Origin of the sequence: Stenotrophomonas sp. Nf1 (assembly GCF_003028475.1) — a bacterium.
In the GTDB taxonomy this organism is placed as follows: domain Bacteria; phylum Pseudomonadota; class Gammaproteobacteria; order Xanthomonadales; family Xanthomonadaceae; genus Stenotrophomonas.
Window position 1 is genome coordinate 149867 of the sequence record NZ_PYTV01000007.1, and the last position, 21563, is coordinate 171429.

The window sequence follows — 21563 nt, forward strand, 5'->3', positions numbered from 1 at the left end:
GGCGATGTTGCCGGCCAGCGGCCGGCACTACTTCGGCTGGTAACGCACGCTCAGCTGGTACTCGCGGCCGGGCTGGTTGAACCACGCAACCGTCTCGTACCTGCGGTCGAACACGTTGGCCGCGCGTGCCAGCAGCGACCACGACGGCGTCAATGCGTACTCGGCGCGCAGATCCAGCGTGCCGTAGCCGCCGACCTTCACCGTGTTGGCGGCATCGTCATAGCGCTTGCCGGCACCCTGCACGGTCAGCCCGGTGCGGAAATCACCGAAGCGACGGTCGATGTCCAGGCGAGCGGTCTGCTGCGCGCGGCGCGGCAGCCAGTTGTCGAACTGTGCACTGTCCCCGGTGCGGTTGCGCGGGTCGGTGTAGCTCAGCTGCGCGGTGATGTCGAAGCCGGCCAGCAGCGCGCCACCGGTCAGTTCGGCGCCGCGGATGCGGGCCTTCTCCACCTGCTGCATCCGGAACGTCGCGGCATCGTAGGTGATCAGGTCGTCGATACGCGTTTCGTACACGTCCAGGCCCCAGTGCCAGCCCTGGCCCTGCTGCGAAACGCCCAGATTGGCGCTCTTGGACTTCTCCGGATCCAGGGTCGGCACGCCGCTCCACGGGTCGTACAGGTCGCTGAAGGTCGGTGCCTTGAAGGCGGTGCCGTAGCTGGCGTTGAGGCGCAGGCCGTGGCCCAGCTCCATCGCCCAGCCGACGCTGCCGGTGGCGTGGTTGCCGAACTGCTGGTTGTCGTCGTTACGCGCGCTGGCCTGCAGCTGGTGGCGGCCGAAGCGGCCCTGGTACTGCACGAACACGCCGGTGTTGCGGCGGCTGTCGACGAGGTAACCGGCGCTGCTGCCGTCCAGGTTGTCTTCGCTCCAGTCGACGCCGGCGCTCAGCAGCTGGCCGTCGGCCACGCCGAAATCACCCTGCAGCGAAGCGCTGTCACGGTGGGTCTGCGCGCTGCCACGCACATCGAAGGCACCGAAGTTGTCCGATTCGTTGTCGCTGCGTCCGACGTTGGCGGTGAAGGCCACGCGCTCGGACGGGGTGTAGCGCACCTTGCCGGCCAGTACCTGCTGGCGGGTCTCGGAGTAGTTGTAGTAGCCGTCGTAATGGTTCTTGCCATCGGCGCGCAGCGCGCTGCCTTCCACGTTCCACTGCTCGTTGAAGGTATAGCCGCCGCGCAGGCTCTTGGACAGGTTGCGGTAGCCGTCGCGGTCAGGCTCGTCGGCGAAGCAACCGGTGAACAGCGTGGCCGAGCCGCGGCAGGCATCGATGCCATCGGAGTGCTGGTAGGCGATGTCGGCGCCGAACCAGCCGCGCTCGGTGCCGCCGCCGATGCCACCGCTGGCCTCGCGCAGGCCGTTGCTGCCGCCACCAAGCTGGAAGTGCGGGGCGAAGTCACCCTGGTTGCGACGGGTGAAGATCTGGATCACGCCACCGATGGCATCGGCGCCGTACAGACTCGACTGCGGACCACGGACGATTTCCACGCGCTCGATCTGCGCCAGCGGCAGGTCCTGGTACATGGCCAGGCCGAGGTCGGCGCTGTTGATGCGCACGCCATCGACCAGCACCACGGTGTGGCCGGAGTTGGTGCCACGCAGGAACAGCGAACTCTGCTTGCCTAGGCCACCGGCGTTGGTCAGGTTGATGCCGGCACGCCCGCGCAGCAGTTCCTGCAGCGAGGTGGCCTGGCTGGATTCGATCTGCGCACGGTCGATCACCTGCGCTGGCGCGATGCTGTCCTGCAGCGCGATCGGGGTGCGGGTGGCAGTGACCAGGACCTGGTCGAGTGCGGTGGTGTCCTGGTTGGCATGGGCCAGCGCGGGCAGGGCGGCCAGCACGGCCAGGGTCAGCATTCGGGACTGCAGCTTCATGGGGGACTCCAGGTGCCACGCACGCCCGCGTGGCGAAGGGGAGAAGCCGCGAAGGCAGGCACGCGCCGATGCCCGCAGGCTGCAGGCATCTGGCGCCATGCCCACCGCATCGCGACCTGAGGCTTCCGGGCCGGTCTCCGGGCTCGCCGCCGGGTGGCGCGAGGCCACCGTCCAGGCGCCTTCCCGTGCGCGCGGCACAGTGGCGTATTGCCTGGAACTGACGTGCTTACCGTTGCGGGGGCAGCGCCGGCATGGCGCGGAATCACGCGTCACCGGCTTCCCGTTTCAACCTGCCGGCCGAAGCCGCAGGTCACCTGGAAGTGCGCGCAGTCTAAGTCATTGCCTGCCGCGGGCGTTAGAGTAGTGGCCTCTTCAGGTTCGTGCGAGTGGCCATGGTTGCGAAGGATCGCCTGCAGTTTCTCGATGCCCTGCGTGGCCTGGCGGCGGTGTACGTGGTGCTGTACCACGTACAGTCGATGCCGGCACCGGCCCTGCCGGTAGCGGCGGCCTGGCTGCCGGCCGTGCACATGGGGGCCACCGGCGTTGCGCTGTTCTTCGTCATCAGTGCGTTTTCCCTGTGTTACACCATGCCCCGGCATCAGGCCAGCGGCCGGCCGCTGCTGAGCTTCTACCTGCATCGATTCCTTCGCATCGCGCCGCTCTTCTATGTGCTGTTGATGTTCTCCCTGTTCCGCGATGGTCGCGGCGACCATGCCGGTCATTCATGGGGGGAGATCGCGGCCAACCTGTCCTTCACCTTCAACCTGTTCCCGGGATGGGAAGCGGGCATCGTGTGGGCCAGTTGGGCGGTGGGCGTGGAGATGCTGTTCTACGCCATCTTTCCCGCGCTCTACGTGCTGGTCGGCAAGGCGCGCAGCGCCTGGGCGCTGTTGATCGGATTGCTGGCGCTGGTGGTGCTGGCCTGGACGGGCGTGCTGGGCCCGCGCCTCCAGGCTTCGCTGGGTGACTACGGTTGGCTGCGCCATGCCCCCGTCTTCGCGATGGGGCTGGTGGGCTTCCATGCCTTTGCTGCACTGGCGCGGTTGCCGGCACCGCGCGCGCGGCGCTGGGCACAGGGGTTGAACCTGGCCGGTGTGCTGTTGTTGCTGCTGGCCGCGTCCTCAGTCGCGTGGGCTGCCGCCGGCCCCTGGCAGTGGCAGTTGTCGGGGCTGGGCTACCTGTGCCTGCTGCTGGGCTTCTCGCAGTGTCCGCCGCGTTGGCTGGTGAACCGCTTTTCCGCTTGGCTGGGCACGGTGAGCTATTCGCTTTATCTCGGCCATCCGATCGTCATCGCGGTGCTCGGTCCGGTGTTCGCGCGGGTGCTTGCCGTCCAGGGCGGCAGTGTCGGCTACCTGTTGTGCGCGGCGATGACGCTGCTGGTGGTACTGCCGCTGGCTGCACTCGGCCATCGTTTTGTCGAAGCTCCGATGATCCGTCTCGGCAAACGGCTGATGTCGCCCGCCATGCCGGTGCGCAGCGCCGTTGCAGGTGGGCAGCCAGAGGGCGGCGCACGCTAGAATGATGCGCCCCGTCGCGGGGCATCAGTTCTGGAAGTGTTGCCGATGATTCTGTTCCAACCGCTACCGATTCCCGCCGCTGGCCTGTCCAAGGCGCTGCCGCGCCGGCAGGTACAGACCGGCCGGCAGCGATGATTCTCGATCTGGTCCGCCACGCGGGCAACGGCCGTGATGAATACCTCGATGGCCGCAGCGATCCGCCGCAGCTGGCGCGCCTGCCGCAGGAACTGGTGGAGGCTTACGCCGGGCAGGAATGGCAGCGGGTGATCAGTTCGCCGCGCCTGCGTTCGCTGCATACGGCCATGGCGCTGGCCACCCCACGCGGACTGGATGTGGAAGCAGACGAGGAATGGGAGGAGCTGGATTTCGGCGATTGGGACGGGCAGTCGCTGTTCGACCTGCCGGAGGACGCGCTGGCAGCCTTCCACGCCGATCCGCATGCGTTCCCGCCGCCCAACGGTGAAAGCTGGGGCCACTTCGAACGGCGCATCGCGCGCGCGCTCGACCGGTTGCTGGACGAGGAGGAGCCGCTACCGACGCTGGTGGTCAGCCACGGTGGACCGCTGCGCATGGTGCTGTCGCAGGTCTGCGGTCTGCCGATGTCGCTGTGCTGGGCCTTGCGCATCGACCACGGTACCCGTCTGCGGGTGTGGCTGGAGCGCGGTGAGGTGGGCCTGGTGGGCGAACTGCTGGAGCTGCAGCAGCCGTAAGCCAGCGGTAGTGCCGGCCGCTGGCCGGCAGCTGCACGATCTTTGCAACGTTCCCGAGGTTGCCGGCCAGCGGCCGGCACTACCAGGCCGTCAATCCTCGTCGGCGTCGTCCGCTGCGCTGTCCTCAGCGTCAGCGTCGTCATCGAAGCGCTGCTCATGCACCGGACCCGAGGCCGGGCCGGCCGCCTTCAGCGGATGCGCGGCGATGCGTGCCTCGTACTCCTGCACCAGTGTTTCACGCTGCGGCTCGCTCAGGTCCTGCCAGTGGCAGTCCAGCAAAGCCCCTTCCAGCGAGTAGAGCAGGTTCAGGCTGGGCTTGAAGCCGGCCCGCTTGACCTTGACGAAGGCGCCCACCGCACCGATCGCGGCCAGGTCCTCGCGGCTGCGCAGGCCGACCTGGCGCAGCCAGGCTGCACTCTTCGGGCCGATGTTGCGCAGCTTCGGTGCGCTCATCCCAGCGCCTCGACGAACACGCGCGCGATGGCTTCCAGTCCGGCCTGGTCGTCGGCATCGAAGCGGCCGACCTTGGGGCTGTCGATGTCGAACACGCCGATCAGCTCATCGCCGCGCAGCAGCGGTACCACCAGTTCCGAGCGCGAGGCCGAATCGCAGGCGATATGGCCGGGGAAGGCATCAACGTCTTCCACGCGCTGGGTCACGCGCTGGCTGGCGGCGGCACCGCACACGCCCTTGTCCAGCGGAATGCGCACGCAGGCCGGCAGGCCCTGGAAGGGGCCGACCACCAGTTCCCTGCCGTCGTACAGGTAGAAGCCCACCCAGTTCAGGTCGGGCAGGGCGTGATAGACCAGCGCGGAGAGATTGGCCGCATTGGCGATGCGGTCGGACTCACCGTAGACCAGGCCACGGGCCTGCTCCAGCAGCTGGGCGTATTGTTCCGGCTTGCTGCCGGTCAGCGAGGCATTGGCGAACATGCGTGCAGTCTAGCAAGCGCACCGGGCCGGCGATAATGAACGCTCTGTTGCCCTGTTGGAGCCTGCCGATGCCGTTGCCCGCCACCCTGCCGCCCGCGTTGTTCGTGACCGGCACCGATACCGAGATCGGCAAGACCGCCGCCAGCACGGCGCTGCTGCATGCGCTGCGCCGGCGCGGCCTGCGTGCCGTTGGCATGAAGCCGGTGGCCAGCGGCAGCGAAGACCGGGGGCAGGGCCTGCGCAACGAGGATGCGCTGGCGCTGCAGGCGGCCAGCTGGCCGGTACCGGACTATGCCGACCTCAACCCCTATGCGCTGCGGCAGCCGCTGGCCCCGGAACTGGCAGCCGCCGAGGACGGCGTGCAGGTGCAGCTGGCACCGATCGTGGCCGCGTTCGAACGGCTGCGCGCGCAGGCCGACATCGTGGTGGTGGAGGGCGTAGGCGGCTGGCTGGCGCCGGTCTCGGCCACGCTGGATCAGCTCGATCTGGTGCGTGCGCTGCAGCTGCCGGTGCTGCTGGTGGTGGGCATGCGCCTGGGCTGCGTCAACCACGCGCGGCTGACCGCGCAATCGCTGCAGGCCAGCGGCGTGGAATGCCTGGGCTGGATCGGCAACCACATCGACCCGGCCATGCAGCGCCAGGAGGAGAACATCGCCACGTTGCAGCAGCGCCTGCCGATGCCGTGCTGGGGCCGCCTGCCGCATCTGCCGGGGGCGGATGGCGAAGCGCTGAGCGCGCATCTGATTGGCGACCTGGGGTAGTGCCGGCCGCTGGCCGGCAGTGCAGTTGCCGGCCAGCGGCCGGCACTACCGTGTTGCAGCTGCCAGCTCGCACGCCATCGCCCCCAGTCGCTCCACCGCGCCAACGAAGCGCGCGTCCAGCGTCTGGCAGCACGACAGGCGCAGGGCATGGCGGTAGCGCGCGCCGCGCGAATACACCTGGCCGGGCATGAACACGATGTCCTCCACCAGCGCACGCTCGAACAGCTCGCGGGTATCCACGCCGGGTAGTTCCAGCCACAGCAGGAACCCGCCCTGCGGTTCGGTGGCACGGGTGCCGGCCGGGAAGTGCTCGGCCACCAGCTGGCGCAGCCGTCCGACCTGTTCGCGATACAGGCGGCGCATGCGGTGCAGGTGGTGCTCGTAGCTGCCCGCTTCCAGATACGCGGCCACTGCGTCACCCAGCAGCTGCGGTTCGCCGCCGGTGGACTGGAATTTCAGCAGTGCGATGCGCTCGGCGAAGCGGCCGCCATCGAGCCAGCCGATGCGGTAGTCCGGCGCCAGCGTCTTGGAAAAGCCACCGACCACCATCACCCAGCCGTCGCGATCGAAGGCCTTCAGCAGCGGTGCCGGTGGCTCGCAGAACTGCAGCTCGGCATACACCGCATCTTCGATCAGCGGCAGCTGGCGCGCGTTGACCAGCTCGGCCAGGCGCTGCTTGGCGGCCATCGGCATGGTGCAGCCCAACGGGTTGTGCACCGTCGGCATCACCACCAGCGCCGCCAGTGGCGTGTGCTCCAGCAGCGCCTCCAGCGCGTCCACGTCGAGGCCGTGTTGTGGATGGGTCGGCAGTTCAATGGCCTGCAGGCCCAGCGTGGCCAGCAGCGGGTACAGGTTGAAGTAAGACGGCGCTTCGATGCCCACCGCATCACCGGGCTGGGTGACCGCACGCAGTGCCAGCTGCAGGGCCTCCATCGCGCCATGGGTGAGCAGCAGACGCTCGCTGTGGGTGTGCAGGCCCATGCGCGGGCCGCGCCGTACGATCTGCGCCAGCAACCGTGGTGATCCATTCGGACGTGCATAGGTCTCCACCGTCTGCTGGCCATGGCGCAGCACCTGCGCAGTGTGCTTGGCCAGCTGCGCGCCGGGATAGAACTGGCGACCGCGTGGGCCGGCGAAGGCCAGATCGATCACACCGGGGCGCCGTTGCGCTTCCAGTACACGGGCCATCAGCACCTGCTGCAGCGGCGCGGTCGGTGCCGAGGGCACATCGCGCAGCGAGCGATCCGGCACCGACAGCCGCGGCGCCACCTCGAAGCCGGCCTTGGGCCGCGGAATCACCAGGCCGGCATCCTCCAGCTGGCGATAGGCGGCGATCACGGTGTTCAGGCTGAGCTGCCGCTGCGACGCCATCTGCCGCAACGACGGCAGGCGGCTGCCTACGGGCAGGCGACCGCCGTGGATGGCCTCGGCCAGTTCATCGGACAGCCGCTGGTAGCGGGGAGGGATCATCGCGCTGTGGTCATCTGTATCCATCGAATGTCCCGTCATCTGGAGCTGTACCCATGATGACGGCGAGCCTAGCATGCTGTTGTCGGCCAGGCCTGATCGGTGCCCGGGCGATACTTTCCATGCGCACGGCTGGATGGCCGTGCGTTTTTTTTCGTTTTGTGTAGAGCCGAGCCCATGCTCGGCTGCTCTTCCCTCAACGGCAGCCGAGCGTGGGCTCGGCTCTACAGGGCAGCAGCACCGGGCGCCGGTGGGGGCCCAGCGGAAATGCCGGCTACCGCATCGGCACCAGCACCGCATCGCGCCGGTACAGCGCCGGGAACTGCCTGCCCAGCGCCGCCAGCTTGGGCGCGTCGTAATAGCGGATGTAGGCCGCCTGCGGGTAGTTGCTCATGTAGTTCTGGTGGTAGCTCTCGGCCGGGTAGAAGCGCTGGCCGCTGACCAGCTGGGTGACGATCGGTGCGGAATAACTGCCGGCCTGGCCGAGCTGGGCGATGTAGGCACGGCTGGCCGCTTGCTGGCGGGCGTCGTCGCTGAAGATGGCCGAGCGGTACTGGCTGCCGTGGTCCGGGCCCTGCCGGTTGAGCTGGGTCGGGTCATGGGCCACCGCGAAGAACACCTGCATCAGCTGCCCGTAGCTCACCTGGCGCGGGTCGTAGTCGATCTTCACCGCTTCGGCGTGGCCGGTCTGGCCACTGCTGACCCGTTCGTACCGCGCGTTGGCAGCGCTGCCGCCGATATAGCCGGACACCGCATTGCTCACGCCCTTGACGTGCTGGAACACGCCCTGCACCCCCCAGAAGCAGCCGCCGGCAAACACCACGCTGGCATGGGTGGCGTCATCGCCGAACGCAGCCTCGCCGCTGGGCGCGGGCAGTGCCTTGGCCTGCGCGCTGGGCTCGACCGGTGCCGCGATCGCGCCGTGATCGACCAGCAGCACCGCAGCGATCAGCGCCGTGGCGACCAACCCGGCAACACCCGCGGCGACGCCCTGTTCAAAGGAGAGTTTCATCGTGTCCTCCTGGTTCAACCGAAGGTGAAGGCATAGGCCTGTACGCCCGCATCGAGGAACTCGATCTCGAAGCGGTGCGGGCCGACCGTGCCGCGCTGGCGCACCAGCTGGTACAGCCGGTGTTCGTCGACCACGCCACTGCTGTCGGCGCCGACATCGCTGCCGGCGTCGGTGGCCGGCAGCGGCTTGCCATCGAGCAGCACGCGGAAGCGCACCGGCTTTCCTTCCTGGCTCGGCGCCAGCACCAGGTGCAGGTCGCGCGCATGGAACTGGAAGGCGATACGGCCGCCGGCCCGTTGCAGTTGTGCCGCCTCGTCGGTGACCGTCCAGTGGCCGGACAGTCCCCACTGGTTCAGCGCCAGCGCAGTGGGCAGCGAATAATCGAAGGCGGTATCGGCACGCTGTCCACCGGGCGAGGCGAACTGCTCGGCGCGGGCGTGGCCCAGGTAGGTCTCCGGCGAACGCAGGTTGCCCATGTCAGCCTGCGCGGCCACGCCCTTGAGGTCGGCAGCGGCGGGATCAGCCGGCGGCGGCAGATGGGTCTGGCCGGCCTCGGTCAGCAGGCGGCGGATCACCTGTTCCGAACGCACGTAGTTGCCCTCACCGAACTGGTGGCCACGGATGTTGCCCTGCGCATCGACGAAGTACTGCGCTGGCCAGTAGCGGTTGTTGAACGCGCGCCAGATCGTGTACTGGTTGTCCAGCGCCACCGGGTACGCGACCTTCAACTGCTCAACCGCCTTCATGACGTTGCGTGGGTCACGTTCGAAAGCGAACTCCGGGGTGTGCACGCCGATCACCACCAGGCCATGGTCGCGGTAGCGCCGCTCCCATTCGTGCACGAACGGCATCGCGCGCAGGCAGTTGATGCAGGAGTACGTCCAGAAATCGACCAGTACTACCTTGCCGCGCAGCTGCTGGGCGCTCAGCGGCGGGCTGTTGAGCCAGCCGGTGGCACCGTCCAGCGCGGGCAGGGTGCCTTCCACCGGCAGCGGTGCATCGGTAGCAGCGTTGGCACCGGCCAGCATCATCATCGGCGGTGCCGCCGGCTGCGCGCCGGGCACCGCATCGAGCAGGCCCTGTTCAATGCGCGCGGTGCTGAGCGTGGACAGGCGGGTCAGCAGGCCGGTATCCCAGCCCAGACCGATCGCCACCACCGCCAGCAGCGCGGCCACGCCCAACACCTTGCGCAGCACGTCACCCAGGCCGAGGCGCGCCTGCAGGGCGCGGAATACGCGGCCGCCCACCCAGACCGCCAAGGCCAGAGCGGTGATGGCGCCCAGCGCGTAGGCCAGCAGCAGCGTGCTGGTGCCGGCGCTGGCGCCGTGCAGGGCCGCACCGGTCAGCACCAGACCAAGGATCGGCCCGGCGCAGGGTGCCCACAGCAGGCCGGTGGCGATGCCGATCAGCAGCGAGGTCCACGCGCCGCCACGGCCGGCGGCATCGGCCGCATCGGCGCGCGCACTCAGCTGCGCACCCACGCGCTGGAACGGCGCCAGCAGATGGTCGGCCAGCCGTGGCCACAGCAAGGCCAGCGCGAACAGCGCCATCAGCAGCAGGGCGATCCAGCGTCCGATCTGGTTGGCCTGTGCCACCCACTGGCTGCCCACCGCGGCCAGGCTGGCGACCACGGTGAAGGTCAGTGCCATGCCCAGCAGCAGCGGCAGCGTGCTGCGCAGGAAGGGGCGGTCGGCGCGTGCGAACACGAACGGCAGCACCGGCAGGATGCACGGGCTGAGCAGGGTCAGCGCACCGCCCAGGTAGGCAAGCAGCAACAGCAGCATGGTCAGGCTCCGGAAACAGGGGAAGAACCGACCGGCACGCGCCAGCCGTCGGCAGCGCCATCACCGGCGCCGGGAACAAACACCATGGCCGCACCGTTCATGCAGTAGCGCAGCCCGGTCGGGCGCGGGCCATCGTTGAACACGTGGCCGAGATGGCCGCCACAGCGCCGGCAGTGCACTTCCACCCGCAGCATGCCGAAGGTGACGTCGCGGTCCTCGCCGATCGCGTTGTGCAACGGTGCCCAGAAGCTGGGCCAACCGGTACCGCTCTCGAACTTGGTGGAGGAGGAAAACAGCGGCAGCGCGCAGCCGGCGCAGGCGAAGGTGCCCTGCCGGTGTTCCTTGTTGAGTGGGCTGCTCCACGGCCGTTCGGTGGCCTGCTGGCGCAGCACCGCGTACTGCGCCGGGGTCAGCTGCTGGCGCCATTGCGCATCGCTGTGCATGACCTCGAACTGCCGCGCTGGACGGGCCTCGGCGGCGGCCGGCGCGGCACGGCTGCAGGCGCCCAGTCCGAACAGGCCGGCGGCGGTGGCAACACCGCCCAGGCCCAGCAGATGGCGTCGGGTGAGGGGCATGGCGGACTCCGGGAAGGGGCGACGGGGCCATGCTGCGCCTGCCCGGGTCAACGAATCCTCACGCAGGATTCAATTTTTCGTGAGGTATCGGCGGCCGTCCCGCGCCACAATGCAGGCAGCCTCCCCACTGGCCCTGAGCTGCCGATGTCCACCAAACGCGTGCTGATCGTTGAAGACGATGCCCACATCGCCGACCTGCTGCGCATGCATCTGGGCGATGAAGGCTACGACGTCGCCCACGCCGCCAGCGGCGACGCCGGCCTGCGCCTGCTCGAACAGGACGGACCGTGGGATGCGCTGGTGCTGGACGTGATGCTGCCCGGCGTGGATGGCCTGCAGGTGTGCCAGCGTGCACGCGCGATGGCGCGTTACGTGCCGATCATCATCATCAGTGCGCGCGGCAGCGAGACCCAGCGCATCGTCGGCCTGGAGCTGGGTGCGGACGACTATCTGGCCAAGCCGTTCTCGATGCCGGAGCTGGTGGCGCGGGTACGTGCGCTGTTGCGCCGTGCCGAGGCGATGGCGCAGAGCGCGCGCATCGATGCCGGTGCGATCGAGCTGGGCGGGTTGCAGCTGGACCCGGTGGCACGCACCGCTTCGGTGGATGGCAACGTGCTGGAGCTGACCCCGCGCGAGTTCGACCTGCTGCTGTTCTTCGCGCGCCACCCGGACCAGGTGTTCGCGCGCATGGAGCTGCTCAACCAGGTCTGGGGCTACCAGCACGATGGTTACGAGCACACGGTCAACACCCACATCAATCGGCTGCGCAGCAAGATCGAGCCGGACCCGGCCAACCCGCGGCGGCTGCTGACGGTGTGGGGACGCGGCTACAAGCTGGTCGATCCGGCCGGGGCGGCGGCATGATCAAGCCCAACCTGTGGCAGAAGCTGGCGGCGGTGATCGCCGCGCTGATGCTGATGTGCTGCATGGCGCTGCTGGCCCTGCAGATGCGCGCCAACACGCGCCACGAACAGGAAGTCGTGCAGCGGCTGTCGCTGGGCCTGGCCGAGCACATCGCCCAGCGCAGCGAGCTGATGGACACCAGCGGCATGCGCGATGCTGCAGTGCGCGCGCTGTTCGGCCAGCTGATGGCGGTCAATCCCAGCGTCGAGGTGTACCTGCTGGACGATCAGGGCCGCATCCTCGGCCACGATGCACCCAGCGGCCATCTGGTGCGCAACCGGGTGGACGTGGCGCCATTGCGCCGCCTGCTGTCCGGTGCGCCGTTGCCGATCCTTGGCGATGATCCGCGCAGCGCGGATGGGCGCAAGGTGTTCAGTGCCGCGCCACTGATCGTGCAGGGACGCCAGGCCGGTTACGTGTACGTGGTGCTGGTGGGCGAGCACCGGCAGATGTTGTCCGATGATCTTGCCGCCGGCAGCCAGTGGAACACCACATGGTGGTCGGTGGTGCTGGTCGGTGGCCTCGGCCTGCTGGCCGGGCTGGTGGCCTTCTACTGGGTGACCCGGCCGCTGCGCCGGCTGACCCGTCGCATCCAGGCCTTCGACATCGACGCCCCCACGCCGTTGCCGCCGCCGGAACCGCTGCGCCCGGGTGAGCGCGACGAGCTGGTAATCCTCGAACACGCGCATGCGCAGATGGCGCAGCGGCTGGGAGAGCAATGGCAGCAGCTGCGCCAGCAGGACCTGCAGCGGCGCGAGCTGGTGGCCAACATCTCGCATGACCTGCGCACTCCGTTGTCATCGCTGCACGGCTATCTGGAGACGCTGGCGTTGAAGGACGCCACGCTGTCGCCGGACGAGCGCCGCCGCTACCTCGGCATCGCGCTGGCGCAGAGCGCCAAGGTCGGCCGCCTTGCACGCGCGCTGTTCGAGCTGGCGCGGCTGGAGCATGGCGAAGTGCGGCTGGAGTGGGAGGTGTTCGCGCTGCCGGAGCTGCTGCAGGACGTACTGCAGAAGTTCGAGCTGGCCGCGCAGGCCCGCAACCAGAGATTGCATGCGGACTTCCCGCCAGGCCTGCCACTGGTGCGCGCCGACCTGGGCCTGGTCGAGCGGGTGTTGACCAATCTGCTCGACAACGCCCTGCGTCATGCGCCCGAGGGTGGCCGAATCGAGGTACGCCTGCGTGCGACGCCGGACAGTGTCGAGGTGAGTGTGGCCGATGATGGCCCGGGTGTAGCGCCGGCACTGCGCGCGCAGCTGTTCCAGGCACCGGCCGCGCTGGGTGCGCGACGCGGTGAGAACGGCGGCCTCGGCCTGTTGATCGTGCAGCGCATCGTGCAGCTGCACGGCCGCCGCATCGAACTGCGCGACAGCGAGCAGGGTGCGTTGTTCGTGTTTGCGTTGCCGCGCGCGGAACCGGCGGCCTAGCAGGCCGCCTCGCACTCCACCACGCCGCTGCTTTCCAGCGGCAGGTGCAGGCGGATGCAGGCGCCGCCCAGCTCGGAATCGGTCACCTCGACGTGGCCGTCGTGCTTGTCGGCCACCACCTGCACCAGGGCCAGGCCCAGCCCGAAACCGGGGCTGCCGGGGTCGAGCCGCACGTAGGGCTGCAGCACCTGGCCACGCAATTCGGGCGCGATGCCGGGCCCGTCGTCCTCCACCTGCAGGCACAGCCAGCCATCATTGACCGTGCTGGCAATGCGGATCTGCCGGCGTGCATAGCGCAACGCGTTGCCCAGCAGGTTGCGCAGGGCCAGCTCCAGCATGTGCCGGTTGACGTTGACCAGGCCGGCCGGCGACAGCGCCTGCTGCACCGGCATCGGCAGCGGCGCGAACTGGGCGACCATGCCGCGCACCAGCGCGGCCAGCTGCAGGCGCTGGCGGGTCAGCTGATGGCAACGGCCGAGCGCGGCGTACTGGACGCCGGCATCGGTCAGGTGCTGCAGCCGATCGACATCGGTGCGCAGCCCGCCCAGGGCATCGCGCTGGATCTCGTCCAGCGCGGTGTCCTCCAGGTCAGCCAGGCCGAAGCGCATGCGGGCCAGCGGTGTGCGCACTTCATGTGCCACCGCCTGCGCCAGCACACGCTGGCTTTCCAGCAGCTGCTGCAGCTGTTCGGCCATGTGATTGAAGGCATTGGCCAACGGCCGCACCAGTGCGGTGCCGGCGCGCGGCGCACGCGTATCCAGCTGGCCATCGCGCATGCGCCGCGCGGCCTGTGCCAGCTGCGAGACATCGCGCCACAGGCGGTAGACCATCACGTACATCGGCAGCGCCACGGCCACCATCAGGATCAGCAGCAGGATCGCCACGCCGGAGACATCGCTGTCCTGCCAGCCTTCGTCGGGCAACGCTTCGTCCAGTGGGCCCAGCATCACCGCATAGTCGCTGTCGCCGATGCGCTGCAGGCTGCGCATGTGCTCCAGATCGATCTGCACCCGGCCATTGTTGAAGGGCGGGCGCTGGCTGGCGGGCAGTTCCTTCACTGCCTCGGCCAGCGGCACCATGCGCAGCGCGTAGGCGAAATCGGTGTCGAGCTGGCGCGCCAGTGCCGGCCACTGTTCGCGCGGCGTCTCGGCGAAGCGGTGCTGCAACAGCGCATGGGTACCGCGCATCTCGGCCTGCAGGCCCGCTTCGGTGCGGTCTTCCAGCAGCGCGTCCCAGGCCCACAGGCCAAGCACGATCAACAGCAGGTGGGCGACCAGGAAGCCGATGCCGTAGCGCAGGAAATGAAAGGCGTGACCGCGCATCGCCGAGGGCGTGCGCTTCATCCCCATGCCGAGCGGCTGAACAGGTAGCCGCGGCCGCGGACGGTCTTGATCCGTTCCGGTTGCTCGGGGTTGTCGCCCAGCTTGCGCCGCAGGCGCGAGATGCGCGCATCGATCGAGCGGTCCAGGCCGTCAAAGGCGATCCCGCGCAGGCCGCGCAGCAGCGCGTCGCGGTCCAGGATCTGACCGGCGTTGCTGGCCAGCAGGAACAGCAGGTCGAATTCGGCGGTGGTCAGTTCCAACAGGCCGCCCTGCAGGTGCACGTTGCGGGTGGACGGGTCGATGTTCAGCTCGCCGAAGCGCAGGCTGCCGTCGCGCGGTTCAACCCGGCGGTGGCGGCGCAGGTGGGCGCGCAGACGGGCCAGCAGGACCCGCGGTTCGATCGGCTTGCCGATGTAATCGTCGGCACCCAGTTCCAGCCCCAGCACCTGGTCGATGTTGTCGGTGCGGGCGGTCAGCACGCAGATGATGCCGTCATAGTGGGGGCGGATCTGCCGACACACTTCGAAACCATCCTGGTCGGGCAGGCCGACGTCGAGCAGCACCAGCGCCGGCTTTTCGGCCAGGATGCGGGTCACCGCACGCGCGCCGCTGCGCTCGTGGGCCACCTGATAGCCATGCCGCTGCAGATAGTCGCTGACCATCGTACCCAGGCGGGCATCGTCTTCGACCAGTACGATATCCAGCATTCTCAAGGCCTCCGTGGGCGCAAACGTACCGCCACGGCACGAGCGCGGCGATCCTATCCCAGCCTTCGGGCCGCCCGGGTCCCGGGGGCGGGCGCCATTCAGCCGGGGTTGCTGACGCGCGGGCCGGGTCTCAGTCCCGGCAACACCTTGCCGCCCAGCATAGCCGGTTGCCGTTACAAAACGTTACGTGGCGGCCACGGCCGGTGACGATCGCTGACAGCAAAGCGACTGACAGCGCACGCCGGCCGCGCCGAGCATGGAGTCTCCTCCGCTCCGCGTGCCGTCCCCATGTCAGCCGCTGCCCCCTGCCTGCCGAACCTGTCCTGCCGCCGCCGTCATGGGGGCCTGCGATGAGCGGCGTGGTTGGCGCCTGGCTGCCGCCCGCCGACGATGAGCAGCTGCTCCAGCAGCTGGCGCCGATGCTGCGGGCCCTGCAGCAGCGCGGTCGCGGTCGCATCGGTTACTGGACCGACGCTGACGCCGGCCTCGCCCTGGGCCACTGCCGGGCACCCAGCGATACGCCGTTGCAGCCGCTCAGCTCGGACTGCGGCCGCTACGTGCTGTGCCTGGATGGCCGGCTGTACAACCGCGCCCACCTGCAGGGGCAGCTGCGCGACCTGCCACGCAGCTGCAGCGACGCGCGGTTGCTGTTGCAGGCGATCGTGGAATGGGGCGTGCAGCGGGCGCTGTCACGCATCGAAGGTGCCTTCGGTTTCAGTGTCTGGGATCGCCAGTCGCGCGAACTCTGGCTGGCCCGCGACCCGGTGGGCGAGCGCCCGCTGTACTACGGCTGGCATCAGGGGCAGTTCCTGTTCGCCTCCGAGCTGAAGGCGCTGCAGGCGTTCGCCGGTTTCTCGCCCAGCATCGACCAGGACGCGCTGAGCCTGCTGCTGCGCCACGACTACGTGCCGGCACCGCACACGATCTATCGCGGCATCCACAAGCTGGTGGCCGGTGCCATGCTGCGCATCGATCTTGCCGACCACGCCGCGCGCGGTTCCGCGCAGGCCGCGCAGGGCGGTTCGCGCTACTGGTGCGCGCGCGATGCGATGCACAGCGCGCTGCAGGAACCGCTGCAGCCGGCACCCGACCTTGAGCAGGCCACCGATCAGCTGGAGGCCGTGCTGCAGAAGGCCATCGCCGCGCGCATGCACTCGCCGCTGGCCTGTGGCGCGTTCCTGTCCGGCGGCACCGATTCGTCGCTGGTGACGGCGATGATGCAGGCGCAGTCGGCGCTTCCGATCGAAGCGTGGACGGTGGGCTTCGACGATCCCGGGCATGACGAGAGCGACTGGGCCTCGCAGGTCGCGCGGCATCTGGGCGTGCAGCACCACCTGCACCGCATGGATGCGCGCCAGGGCCTGGACCTGCTGCAACGCCTGCCGCAGGTCTGGTGCGAGCCGTTCGCCGATGCGTCGCAGCTGCCGACCCTGCTGGCCAGCGAACTGCTGGGTGCGCGCAAGCCGGTGGCGTTGACCGGTGATGGCGGCGACGAGCTGTTCTTTGGCCATCCCAGTTACGGCCGTGCGCTGCGCAATGCCCGTCTGTGCGGCGGCCTGCCGGACTGGGTGCGCGATCTGGCGCGGCGCAGCGGCACCCGCATGAACGCCGAACGCGGCCGCCTGGGGGGCTGGCGCGCGCTGGTGGCCGAAGTGGCGGCCAATGATGTGGAAGGCCACTACCTGCAGCGCGTCACCCGCTGGCGGCAACCGGCGCAGGTGGTGCTGGGGGCACGCGAACCGATGACGATCTTCCAGCAGCAGGACACCGGGCTGCCGGCGGAGGCGCGCATCCAGCTGCTGGATTTCCGTATGGATCTGGCCGAGGGCATCCTGGCCAAGGTCGATCGTGCTGGCATGGCGGCGGGGGTGGAAACGCGCGCGCCGCTGCTGGACATGGACGTGGTGCGTCTTGCCTGGCGCCTGCCGCAGCACCTGAAGTACCACGATGGCGAGCACAAGCGGATCCTCAAGCATCTGCTGGCGCGCTATCTGCCCGAGCCGCTGGTGTACCGTCCCAAGCGCGGCTTCGGGCCGCCGATGGCGCGCTGGCTGGCCGGCCCGCTGCGCGATTGGGCCGAGGCATTGCTGGATCCGCAGCGGCTGCGCAACCAGGGCTGCTTCGATGCGGTGCGCGTGCGCAGCATCTGGGAGGCGTTCCTGCGCGGGGAGCGCAAATGGCACACGCACCTGTGGAATGTGCTGATGTTCCAGGCATGGCACCAGCACTGGCACGGTGGCCGCGGGCGCTGAGCCGTTCCAGCATCGTGTGTGGCGGATCTGTCTGCTTGGCGCAGGGCGGAGGCCCGCGCGTACGAATGTCCTCCGGCGCCGGCCGTTGGCCGTCACTTCCCCCTTTACTTCGTACGCAAGGGCCTCCGCCCTGCGTTCGGAATCTATCGGCTGTCTACAAGCGCAACGCCGGAACGATGACAGTCCGGGCTGCCGCCAGGTGGATGCGAACCTTGGTTTGCGGATGTGTCTGCGTGGCGCAGGGCGGAGGCCCGTGCGTACGAATGTCCTCCGGCGCCGGCCGTTGGCCGTCACCTCCCCCTTTACTTCGTACGCACGGGCCTCCGCCCTGCGTTCGAAATCTATCGGCGCCTCATTGAAAGGCTGCCGCCAGCACTGCGCTTTACCTGCCGCAAGCCGAGCCTCGTCGGGGCGGGCAGGGGTCTGGGCAAAGTAAAGGAGGAGGGGACGGCCAACGGCCGGCGCCGGGGGACATTTGCCCAGGTCCCTGCCTGCCCCGGCGGGGCCCTTCAGTTCGCGGGGAAGTGCGTCGAAGAAGTGCTCTGCAATCCAGACGCCAGGCAAAAAAAGACCCGGCAGAGGGAGGGATCTGCCGGGTCCGGATTGCATGGGGGGAGGGACCCATGCAATGAGCGTTGCGTCGCGTCAGTGACTGTTCGCGTCCGCCGTTGATTCGTTGTAACCCTGCACCAGTTCTGACCAGGCCTTGCTGGCCTGCAGGCCGAGACCGACCACGTCCTGCTGGGCCTGGCCCAGTCGCTGCAGGTTGTCCTGCCACAGCTGTGCGCCCCTGGAGAGGGCACCGGCCGCGTCTTCGCTGCGGGCCAGCTCGCCCAGCCAGCCGCCGGTGGCGGTCAGGTTGCGCTCCATCGCCTTCAGCTGCACGCCGAACATGCTTTCCGCGTTCTCCAGCGCCAACCGGTTCGCGCGCGTTGCCGCAGCGGCGAGCTGGCGGGTGGCATCACTGAAGCGATCGCTGAAGGCGGCGGCCATGGGGCATCAGGGAGTGACTTGATGCAATGCAGCATACGCCGTTGATGCGGCAATGCAACAAAAATAACAAAGGCGCCCAAGGCGCCTTTGAAAATCCTTGAAGATCAATGGGTTGATCAGGCGGATGGGCCGCGGTAACGGCAGCCGGAGGTGCAGGTTTCATGCACGGTGATCTCGCTCAGCGCCGGCAGGCCGGGCTTGAGTTCGTTCCAGATCCACACCGCCAGGTTCTCGCTGGTCGGGTTCTCCAGGCCAGGGACATCGTTGAGGTAGTGGTGGTCCAGGCGGTCGTAGATCGGCTGGAAGGCGGCCTTCACGTCTCCGAAATCCATGATCCAGCCGGTCTGCGCGCCTGGCTCGCCCTCGACCTTCAGTTCCACCCGGAACGAGTGTCCATGCAGGCGCGCGCACTTGTGCCCGGGCGGCACGTTGGGGAGGCGGTGCGCCGCCTCGATCATGAAGACTTTGAAGATTTCCATGGCGCCCATTGTACGTCGCAGGTGTCGCTTACGGCCGGTCGGCGCCGGCACGTCCGTGAAGAAATTCTTTCCATCCGGATGAAGAGATGATAGTTTATCTTATATCCGCATGAAGAGATGTTATTGGCCGGACCCCGGCCAGGCATGGACTACTGCGGAACTTACGTCGTCCTTCCACTACCTCCCTCACATCGTCATGCCCCAGCACACCCTGCTCGTGGCGGCCCTGGCCGTCGCTCTGGCCGCGCCTTTGTCCGCCGCCGCCGAAACCTCCGCCGACGCCAGTGGCGAAGCCAGCACACTGGCTGCCGTGCGCGTCACCGGCTCCAACATCAAGCGCGCCGATAGCGAAGCCTCCAACCCGGTGCAGGTGATCGGCCGCCAGCAGCTGGAGCAGACCGGCAAGGCCACCGTGGCCGATGTGCTGCGTTCGATTTCGGCCAACACCGGTAACGCGGCCAACGAAACCACCAACAATGGCTGGGCCTCCGGTTCGGCCGGCATCGGCCTGCGTGGCCTGTCGCAGAAGAACACGCTGGTGCTGCTCAACGGTCGCCGCCTGGCCAACTACGGTTTCCCGGCCGGTGGCCTGTCCGACACCTTCGTCGATCTCAACGCGCTGCCGCTGGTGGCGGTGGAACGCATCGAAGTGCTCAAGGACGGCGCCTCGGCCGTGTACGGTTCCGACGCGGTGGCCGGCGTGGTCAACATCATCACCCGGCAGAACTTCGAAGGCGCCGAGATCGGCGGCAGCTTCGGCGGTGCCGACCAGGGCGGCCTGCACGAGCAGAACCTGAAATTCGTCGGCGGCCTGGGTGATCTCGACACCGACGGCTACAACATCCTCTTCAGCCTGCAGGGTTACAACCGCGAACGCCTGGACCAGGACGAACGCAACCTGACCAAGAGCGGCATCTACACCGACCAACCGGGCGGCCGCTGGAACGGCTGGTCGGCCAAGGGCGCGCGTTACCTGGTCAACGGCGTGTCGGTGCCGATGCTCGATGCCAACGGCAACTGCCCCACTGGCACCACCCGTGTCGCCAGTGCGCCGATCGATGGCCTGGCCGGCGATACCTGCGGTTTCAACCAGGCGCCGTTCACCACGCTGATTCCTTCAACCAAGCGCTACCAGGCCTATGCCAACGGCACCTTCCGCCTGAACGACAACGTCGAAGCCTTCGGCGAAGTGCTGTACAGCCAGATCAAGGGCGCTGCATGGTTCGGCAGCAGCCCGTTCTTCACCCTCGAAAGCGGTCGCTTCGCGTTGAACGCCGACAGCGGCCTGGCCGAGCCGGTGTCGTCGCTGCTGCCGGCCAGCAATCCGTACAACCCGTACGGCCGCGCGATCCCGATCGAGTACACCTTCTTCGACCTCGGCGGCACCATCAAGACCAACCGCTCCACCGCCTATCGCGGCGTATTCGGGCTGCGCGGCACCACTGCGAACTGGGACTGGGAAGTGGCCGCATTCGGCGCGCGCAGCAGCGAGCGCGAGACCGTGTCCGGTGGTTTCGCCAACCGTTGGGCACTGGCCGATGCGCTGGCCACGGGCAGCTACAACCTGCTCAACCCCGCCGCGACGCCGCAGTCGGTACGTGATGCGATCAACATCGCCACGCTGCGCCCGGCCGAGTCCAAGCTGCAGGGCATCGACGCGAAGATCTCCGGCACGCTCGGCCACACCTGGGCCGGTGACATCGGCTTTGCCGCCGGTGCCGAGTGGCGCCGCGAGAAGCTCGACTCCAACAACCCGTGGCAGATCGACGCCGGCCTGCAGGTACGCCCGGCCATCGCCGAAGTGCACGGCGAGCGCCGGGTCAGCGCCGCCTACGCTGAAGTGAATGTACCGCTGGCCTCGACGCTGGAGCTGTCCGCTGCTGCGCGCGCCGACCATTACGACGATTTCGGCGACGCGTTCTCGCCGAAGATCGGCCTGCGCTGGCAGCCGCTGGACTTCCTGCTGGTGCGCGCCTCGGCCTCGAAGGGTTTCCGTGCACCGTCGCTGTCGGAGAACTCCAACAGCACCAGCATCGCCTACGGCAGCGTGGTCGACCCGCGTGATCCGGACGTACCGGGCTCGCGGCAGAATCCGACCTTCTTCACCGTCGGCAACAACGCGCTGAAGCCCGAACGCACCAAGAGTGTGAACTTCGGCGTGGTGCTGTCGCCGTGGGCCAACACCAACCTGAGCGTGGATTACTACCGCATCCAGCTGGACAACCTGGTCGGCACCAACAACACCCAGACCCTGGTCAACGACAACGTGGCTGGCGCGGTGCAGCGCGACGAGCGCGGCAAGCTGCAGGCGGTCTACAACCGCTACCAGAACCTGAGCGAACTGAAGACCTCGGGCATCGACGTCGAACTGCGCCAGCGCATCCCGACCGTTGCACTGGGTGACTTCACCGTGTCCTCGGCCTACACCCATGTGCGCGATTACCGTCGGCCGACCGTGGTCGGTGGCCCGCTGGTGGACTACGCCGGCAGCAACCTTGGCGCGACCCTGCCCAAGGACAAGGCCACCACCACGCTGGACTGGAAGCAGGGCGACTTCAACGCGGCGGTGACCTGGTACTACACCAGCGGCTACCGGCAGGAAGCCAGCACCGCGGCCAAGGCGGTGCAGACGCGCGTCGGCAGCTACAGCCAGTTCGACCTGTACCTGGCCTACACCGGCGTGGACAGGCTGACCGTGTACGCCAAGGTGCAGAACCTGGCCGACAAGACGCCGCCGTACGACGCCTCGTTCCCGGGCATCCGCGCGCCGTACGACTTCAGCCAGTACGACCTGCGCGGCCGCTACTTCACGCTGGGCTTCGATTACCGCTTCTGATCCATCCGCCGCGGCCG

18 protein-coding genes and 1 riboswitch are annotated in these 21563 nt (G+C 68.4%); of the genes, 7 read left to right on the forward strand and 11 right to left on the reverse strand.

The window, feature by feature from the left end; genetic code table 11:
• Positions 1-27: 27 nt before the first annotated feature.
• Positions 28-1869 carry a TonB-dependent vitamin B12 receptor gene (gene btuB / locus C9412_RS14160; RefSeq protein ID WP_107232212.1) on the reverse strand — a complete coding sequence of 614 codons (1842 nt, stop codon included), beginning with the start codon at positions 1867-1869 and terminating at the stop codon, positions 28-30.
• A 110-nt stretch (positions 1870-1979) separates the two neighbouring features.
• Positions 1980-2202, reverse strand: a riboswitch (cobalamin riboswitch).
• A gap of 59 nt (positions 2203-2261) precedes the next feature.
• Between btuB and C9412_RS14165 the strand changes: the two genes are divergently transcribed.
• Together C9412_RS14165 and C9412_RS14170 are read left to right on the forward strand one after the other, a co-directional pair.
• Positions 2262-3386: an acyltransferase gene (locus tag C9412_RS14165; protein WP_107232296.1), complete on the forward strand. Its 1125-nt coding sequence runs from the start codon at positions 2262-2264 to the stop codon at positions 3384-3386.
• Between the two features lie 131 nt (positions 3387-3517).
• Complete coding sequence (locus C9412_RS14170) at positions 3518-4096, forward strand: histidine phosphatase family protein (RefSeq protein WP_107232213.1); 579 nt, start codon at positions 3518-3520, stop codon at positions 4094-4096.
• A gap of 90 nt (positions 4097-4186) precedes the next feature.
• Here C9412_RS14170 and C9412_RS14175 read toward each other — a convergent pair whose 3' ends face one another.
• Positions 4187-4549 (reverse strand): TfoX/Sxy family protein, encoded by a 363-nt coding sequence (locus C9412_RS14175; protein WP_107232214.1) that lies wholly within the window; start codon positions 4547-4549, stop codon positions 4187-4189.
• Positions 4546-5028, reverse strand: a complete 483-nt coding sequence (locus tag C9412_RS14180; protein WP_065199401.1) for a GAF domain-containing protein — start codon at positions 5026-5028, stop codon at positions 4546-4548. Before C9412_RS14180 ends, C9412_RS14175 begins: the two co-directional genes overlap by 4 nt.
• Before the next feature lie 68 nt (positions 5029-5096).
• On the opposite strand from C9412_RS14180, the gene bioD reads away from it, so the two are divergent.
• A complete protein-coding gene (gene bioD, locus C9412_RS14185; protein WP_107232215.1) occupies positions 5097-5789 on the forward strand; it encodes a dethiobiotin synthase in 693 nt (230 codons plus the stop codon).
• A gap of 45 nt (positions 5790-5834) precedes the next feature.
• Here bioD and C9412_RS14190 read toward each other — a convergent pair whose 3' ends face one another.
• The 4 genes from C9412_RS14190 to msrB form a co-directional block, all read right to left on the reverse strand.
• Complete coding sequence (locus C9412_RS14190) at positions 5835-7283, reverse strand: PLP-dependent aminotransferase family protein (protein WP_107232216.1); 1449 nt, start codon at positions 7281-7283, stop codon at positions 5835-5837.
• Positions 7284-7530: 247 nt separating this feature from the next.
• On the reverse strand, positions 7531-8268 hold the full coding sequence (msrA, locus tag C9412_RS14195) for a peptide-methionine (S)-S-oxide reductase MsrA (protein WP_107232217.1): 738 nt from the start codon (positions 8266-8268) through the stop codon (positions 7531-7533).
• A gap of 14 nt (positions 8269-8282) precedes the next feature.
• On the reverse strand, positions 8283-10052 hold the full coding sequence (locus tag C9412_RS14200) for a cytochrome c biogenesis protein DipZ (RefSeq protein WP_107232218.1): 1770 nt from the start codon (positions 10050-10052) through the stop codon (positions 8283-8285).
• Positions 10053-10054: 2 nt separating this feature from the next.
• Positions 10055-10627, reverse strand: coding sequence for a peptide-methionine (R)-S-oxide reductase MsrB (gene msrB / locus C9412_RS14205; RefSeq protein WP_107232219.1), 573 nt, complete (start codon positions 10625-10627; stop codon positions 10055-10057).
• Between the two features lie 144 nt (positions 10628-10771).
• On the opposite strand from msrB, the gene C9412_RS14210 reads away from it, so the two are divergent.
• Together C9412_RS14210 and C9412_RS14215 are read left to right on the forward strand one after the other, a co-directional pair.
• Positions 10772-11491, forward strand: a complete 720-nt coding sequence (locus C9412_RS14210) for a response regulator transcription factor (protein WP_107232220.1) — start codon at positions 10772-10774, stop codon at positions 11489-11491.
• Positions 11488-12957: a HAMP domain-containing sensor histidine kinase gene (locus C9412_RS14215; protein WP_107232221.1), complete on the forward strand. Its 1470-nt coding sequence runs from the start codon at positions 11488-11490 to the stop codon at positions 12955-12957. Before C9412_RS14210 ends, C9412_RS14215 begins: the two co-directional genes overlap by 4 nt.
• Here C9412_RS14215 and C9412_RS14220 read toward each other — a convergent pair.
• Complete coding sequence (locus C9412_RS14220; protein WP_107232222.1) at positions 12954-14300, reverse strand: ATP-binding protein; 1347 nt, start codon at positions 14298-14300, stop codon at positions 12954-12956. The two genes, C9412_RS14215 and C9412_RS14220, sit on opposite strands and share 4 nt — an antisense overlap.
• Positions 14297-14986, reverse strand: a complete 690-nt coding sequence (locus tag C9412_RS14225) for a winged helix-turn-helix domain-containing protein (RefSeq protein WP_057498295.1) — start codon at positions 14984-14986, stop codon at positions 14297-14299. The genes C9412_RS14220 and C9412_RS14225 overlap by 4 nt, the downstream gene beginning before the upstream one ends.
• A gap of 350 nt (positions 14987-15336) precedes the next feature.
• Between C9412_RS14225 and asnB the strand changes: the two genes are divergently transcribed.
• Positions 15337-17238: an asparagine synthase (glutamine-hydrolyzing) gene (asnB, locus tag C9412_RS14230; protein ID WP_107232223.1), complete on the forward strand. Its 1902-nt coding sequence runs from the start codon at positions 15337-15339 to the stop codon at positions 17236-17238.
• A 645-nt stretch (positions 17239-17883) separates the two neighbouring features.
• Here the strand turns inward: asnB and C9412_RS14235 are convergent.
• Both C9412_RS14235 and queD read right to left on the reverse strand, forming a co-directional pair.
• On the reverse strand, positions 17884-18231 hold the full coding sequence (locus tag C9412_RS14235; protein ID WP_107232224.1) for a phasin family protein: 348 nt from the start codon (positions 18229-18231) through the stop codon (positions 17884-17886).
• A 116-nt stretch (positions 18232-18347) separates the two neighbouring features.
• Positions 18348-18710 carry a 6-carboxytetrahydropterin synthase QueD gene (queD, locus tag C9412_RS14240; RefSeq protein ID WP_107232297.1) on the reverse strand — a complete coding sequence of 121 codons (363 nt, stop codon included), beginning with the start codon at positions 18708-18710 and terminating at the stop codon, positions 18348-18350.
• 196 nt (positions 18711-18906) lie between these two features.
• On the opposite strand from queD, the gene C9412_RS14245 reads away from it, so the two are divergent.
• Complete coding sequence (locus C9412_RS14245; protein WP_107232225.1) at positions 18907-21546, forward strand: TonB-dependent receptor; 2640 nt, start codon at positions 18907-18909, stop codon at positions 21544-21546.
• The last annotated feature ends 17 nt before the right edge of the window (positions 21547-21563 follow it).

Bases quoted from the DNA above. Each gene is read 5' to 3' on its own strand.
- btuB (WP_107232212.1), bottom strand. From the start codon at position 1,869: ATGAAGCTGCAGTCCCGAATGCTGACCCTGGCCGTGCTGGCCGCCCTG.
- C9412_RS14165 (WP_107232296.1), top strand. From the start codon at position 2,262: ATGGTTGCGAAGGATCGCCTGCAGTTTCTCGATGCCCTGCGTGGCCTG.
- C9412_RS14170 (WP_107232213.1), top strand. From the start codon at position 3,518: ATGATTCTCGATCTGGTCCGCCACGCGGGCAACGGCCGTGATGAATAC.
- C9412_RS14175 (WP_107232214.1), bottom strand. From the start codon at position 4,549: ATGAGCGCACCGAAGCTGCGCAACATCGGCCCGAAGAGTGCAGCCTGG.
- C9412_RS14180 (WP_065199401.1), bottom strand. From the start codon at position 5,028: ATGTTCGCCAATGCCTCGCTGACCGGCAGCAAGCCGGAACAATACGCC.
- bioD (WP_107232215.1), top strand. From the start codon at position 5,097: ATGCCGTTGCCCGCCACCCTGCCGCCCGCGTTGTTCGTGACCGGCACC.
- C9412_RS14190 (WP_107232216.1), bottom strand. From the start codon at position 7,283: ATGGATACAGATGACCACAGCGCGATGATCCCTCCCCGCTACCAGCGG.
- msrA (WP_107232217.1), bottom strand. From the start codon at position 8,268: ATGAAACTCTCCTTTGAACAGGGCGTCGCCGCGGGTGTTGCCGGGTTG.
- C9412_RS14200 (WP_107232218.1), bottom strand. From the start codon at position 10,052: ATGCTGCTGTTGCTGCTTGCCTACCTGGGCGGTGCGCTGACCCTGCTC.
- msrB (WP_107232219.1), bottom strand. From the start codon at position 10,627: ATGCCCCTCACCCGACGCCATCTGCTGGGCCTGGGCGGTGTTGCCACC.
- C9412_RS14210 (WP_107232220.1), top strand. From the start codon at position 10,772: ATGTCCACCAAACGCGTGCTGATCGTTGAAGACGATGCCCACATCGCC.
- C9412_RS14215 (WP_107232221.1), top strand. From the start codon at position 11,488: ATGATCAAGCCCAACCTGTGGCAGAAGCTGGCGGCGGTGATCGCCGCG.
- C9412_RS14220 (WP_107232222.1), bottom strand. From the start codon at position 14,300: ATGAAGCGCACGCCCTCGGCGATGCGCGGTCACGCCTTTCATTTCCTG.
- C9412_RS14225 (WP_057498295.1), bottom strand. From the start codon at position 14,986: ATGCTGGATATCGTACTGGTCGAAGACGATGCCCGCCTGGGTACGATG.
- asnB (WP_107232223.1), top strand. From the start codon at position 15,337: ATGAGCGGCGTGGTTGGCGCCTGGCTGCCGCCCGCCGACGATGAGCAG.
- C9412_RS14235 (WP_107232224.1), bottom strand. From the start codon at position 18,231: ATGGCCGCCGCCTTCAGCGATCGCTTCAGTGATGCCACCCGCCAGCTC.
- queD (WP_107232297.1), bottom strand. From the start codon at position 18,710: ATGGAAATCTTCAAAGTCTTCATGATCGAGGCGGCGCACCGCCTCCCC.
- C9412_RS14245 (WP_107232225.1), top strand. From the start codon at position 18,907: ATGCCCCAGCACACCCTGCTCGTGGCGGCCCTGGCCGTCGCTCTGGCC.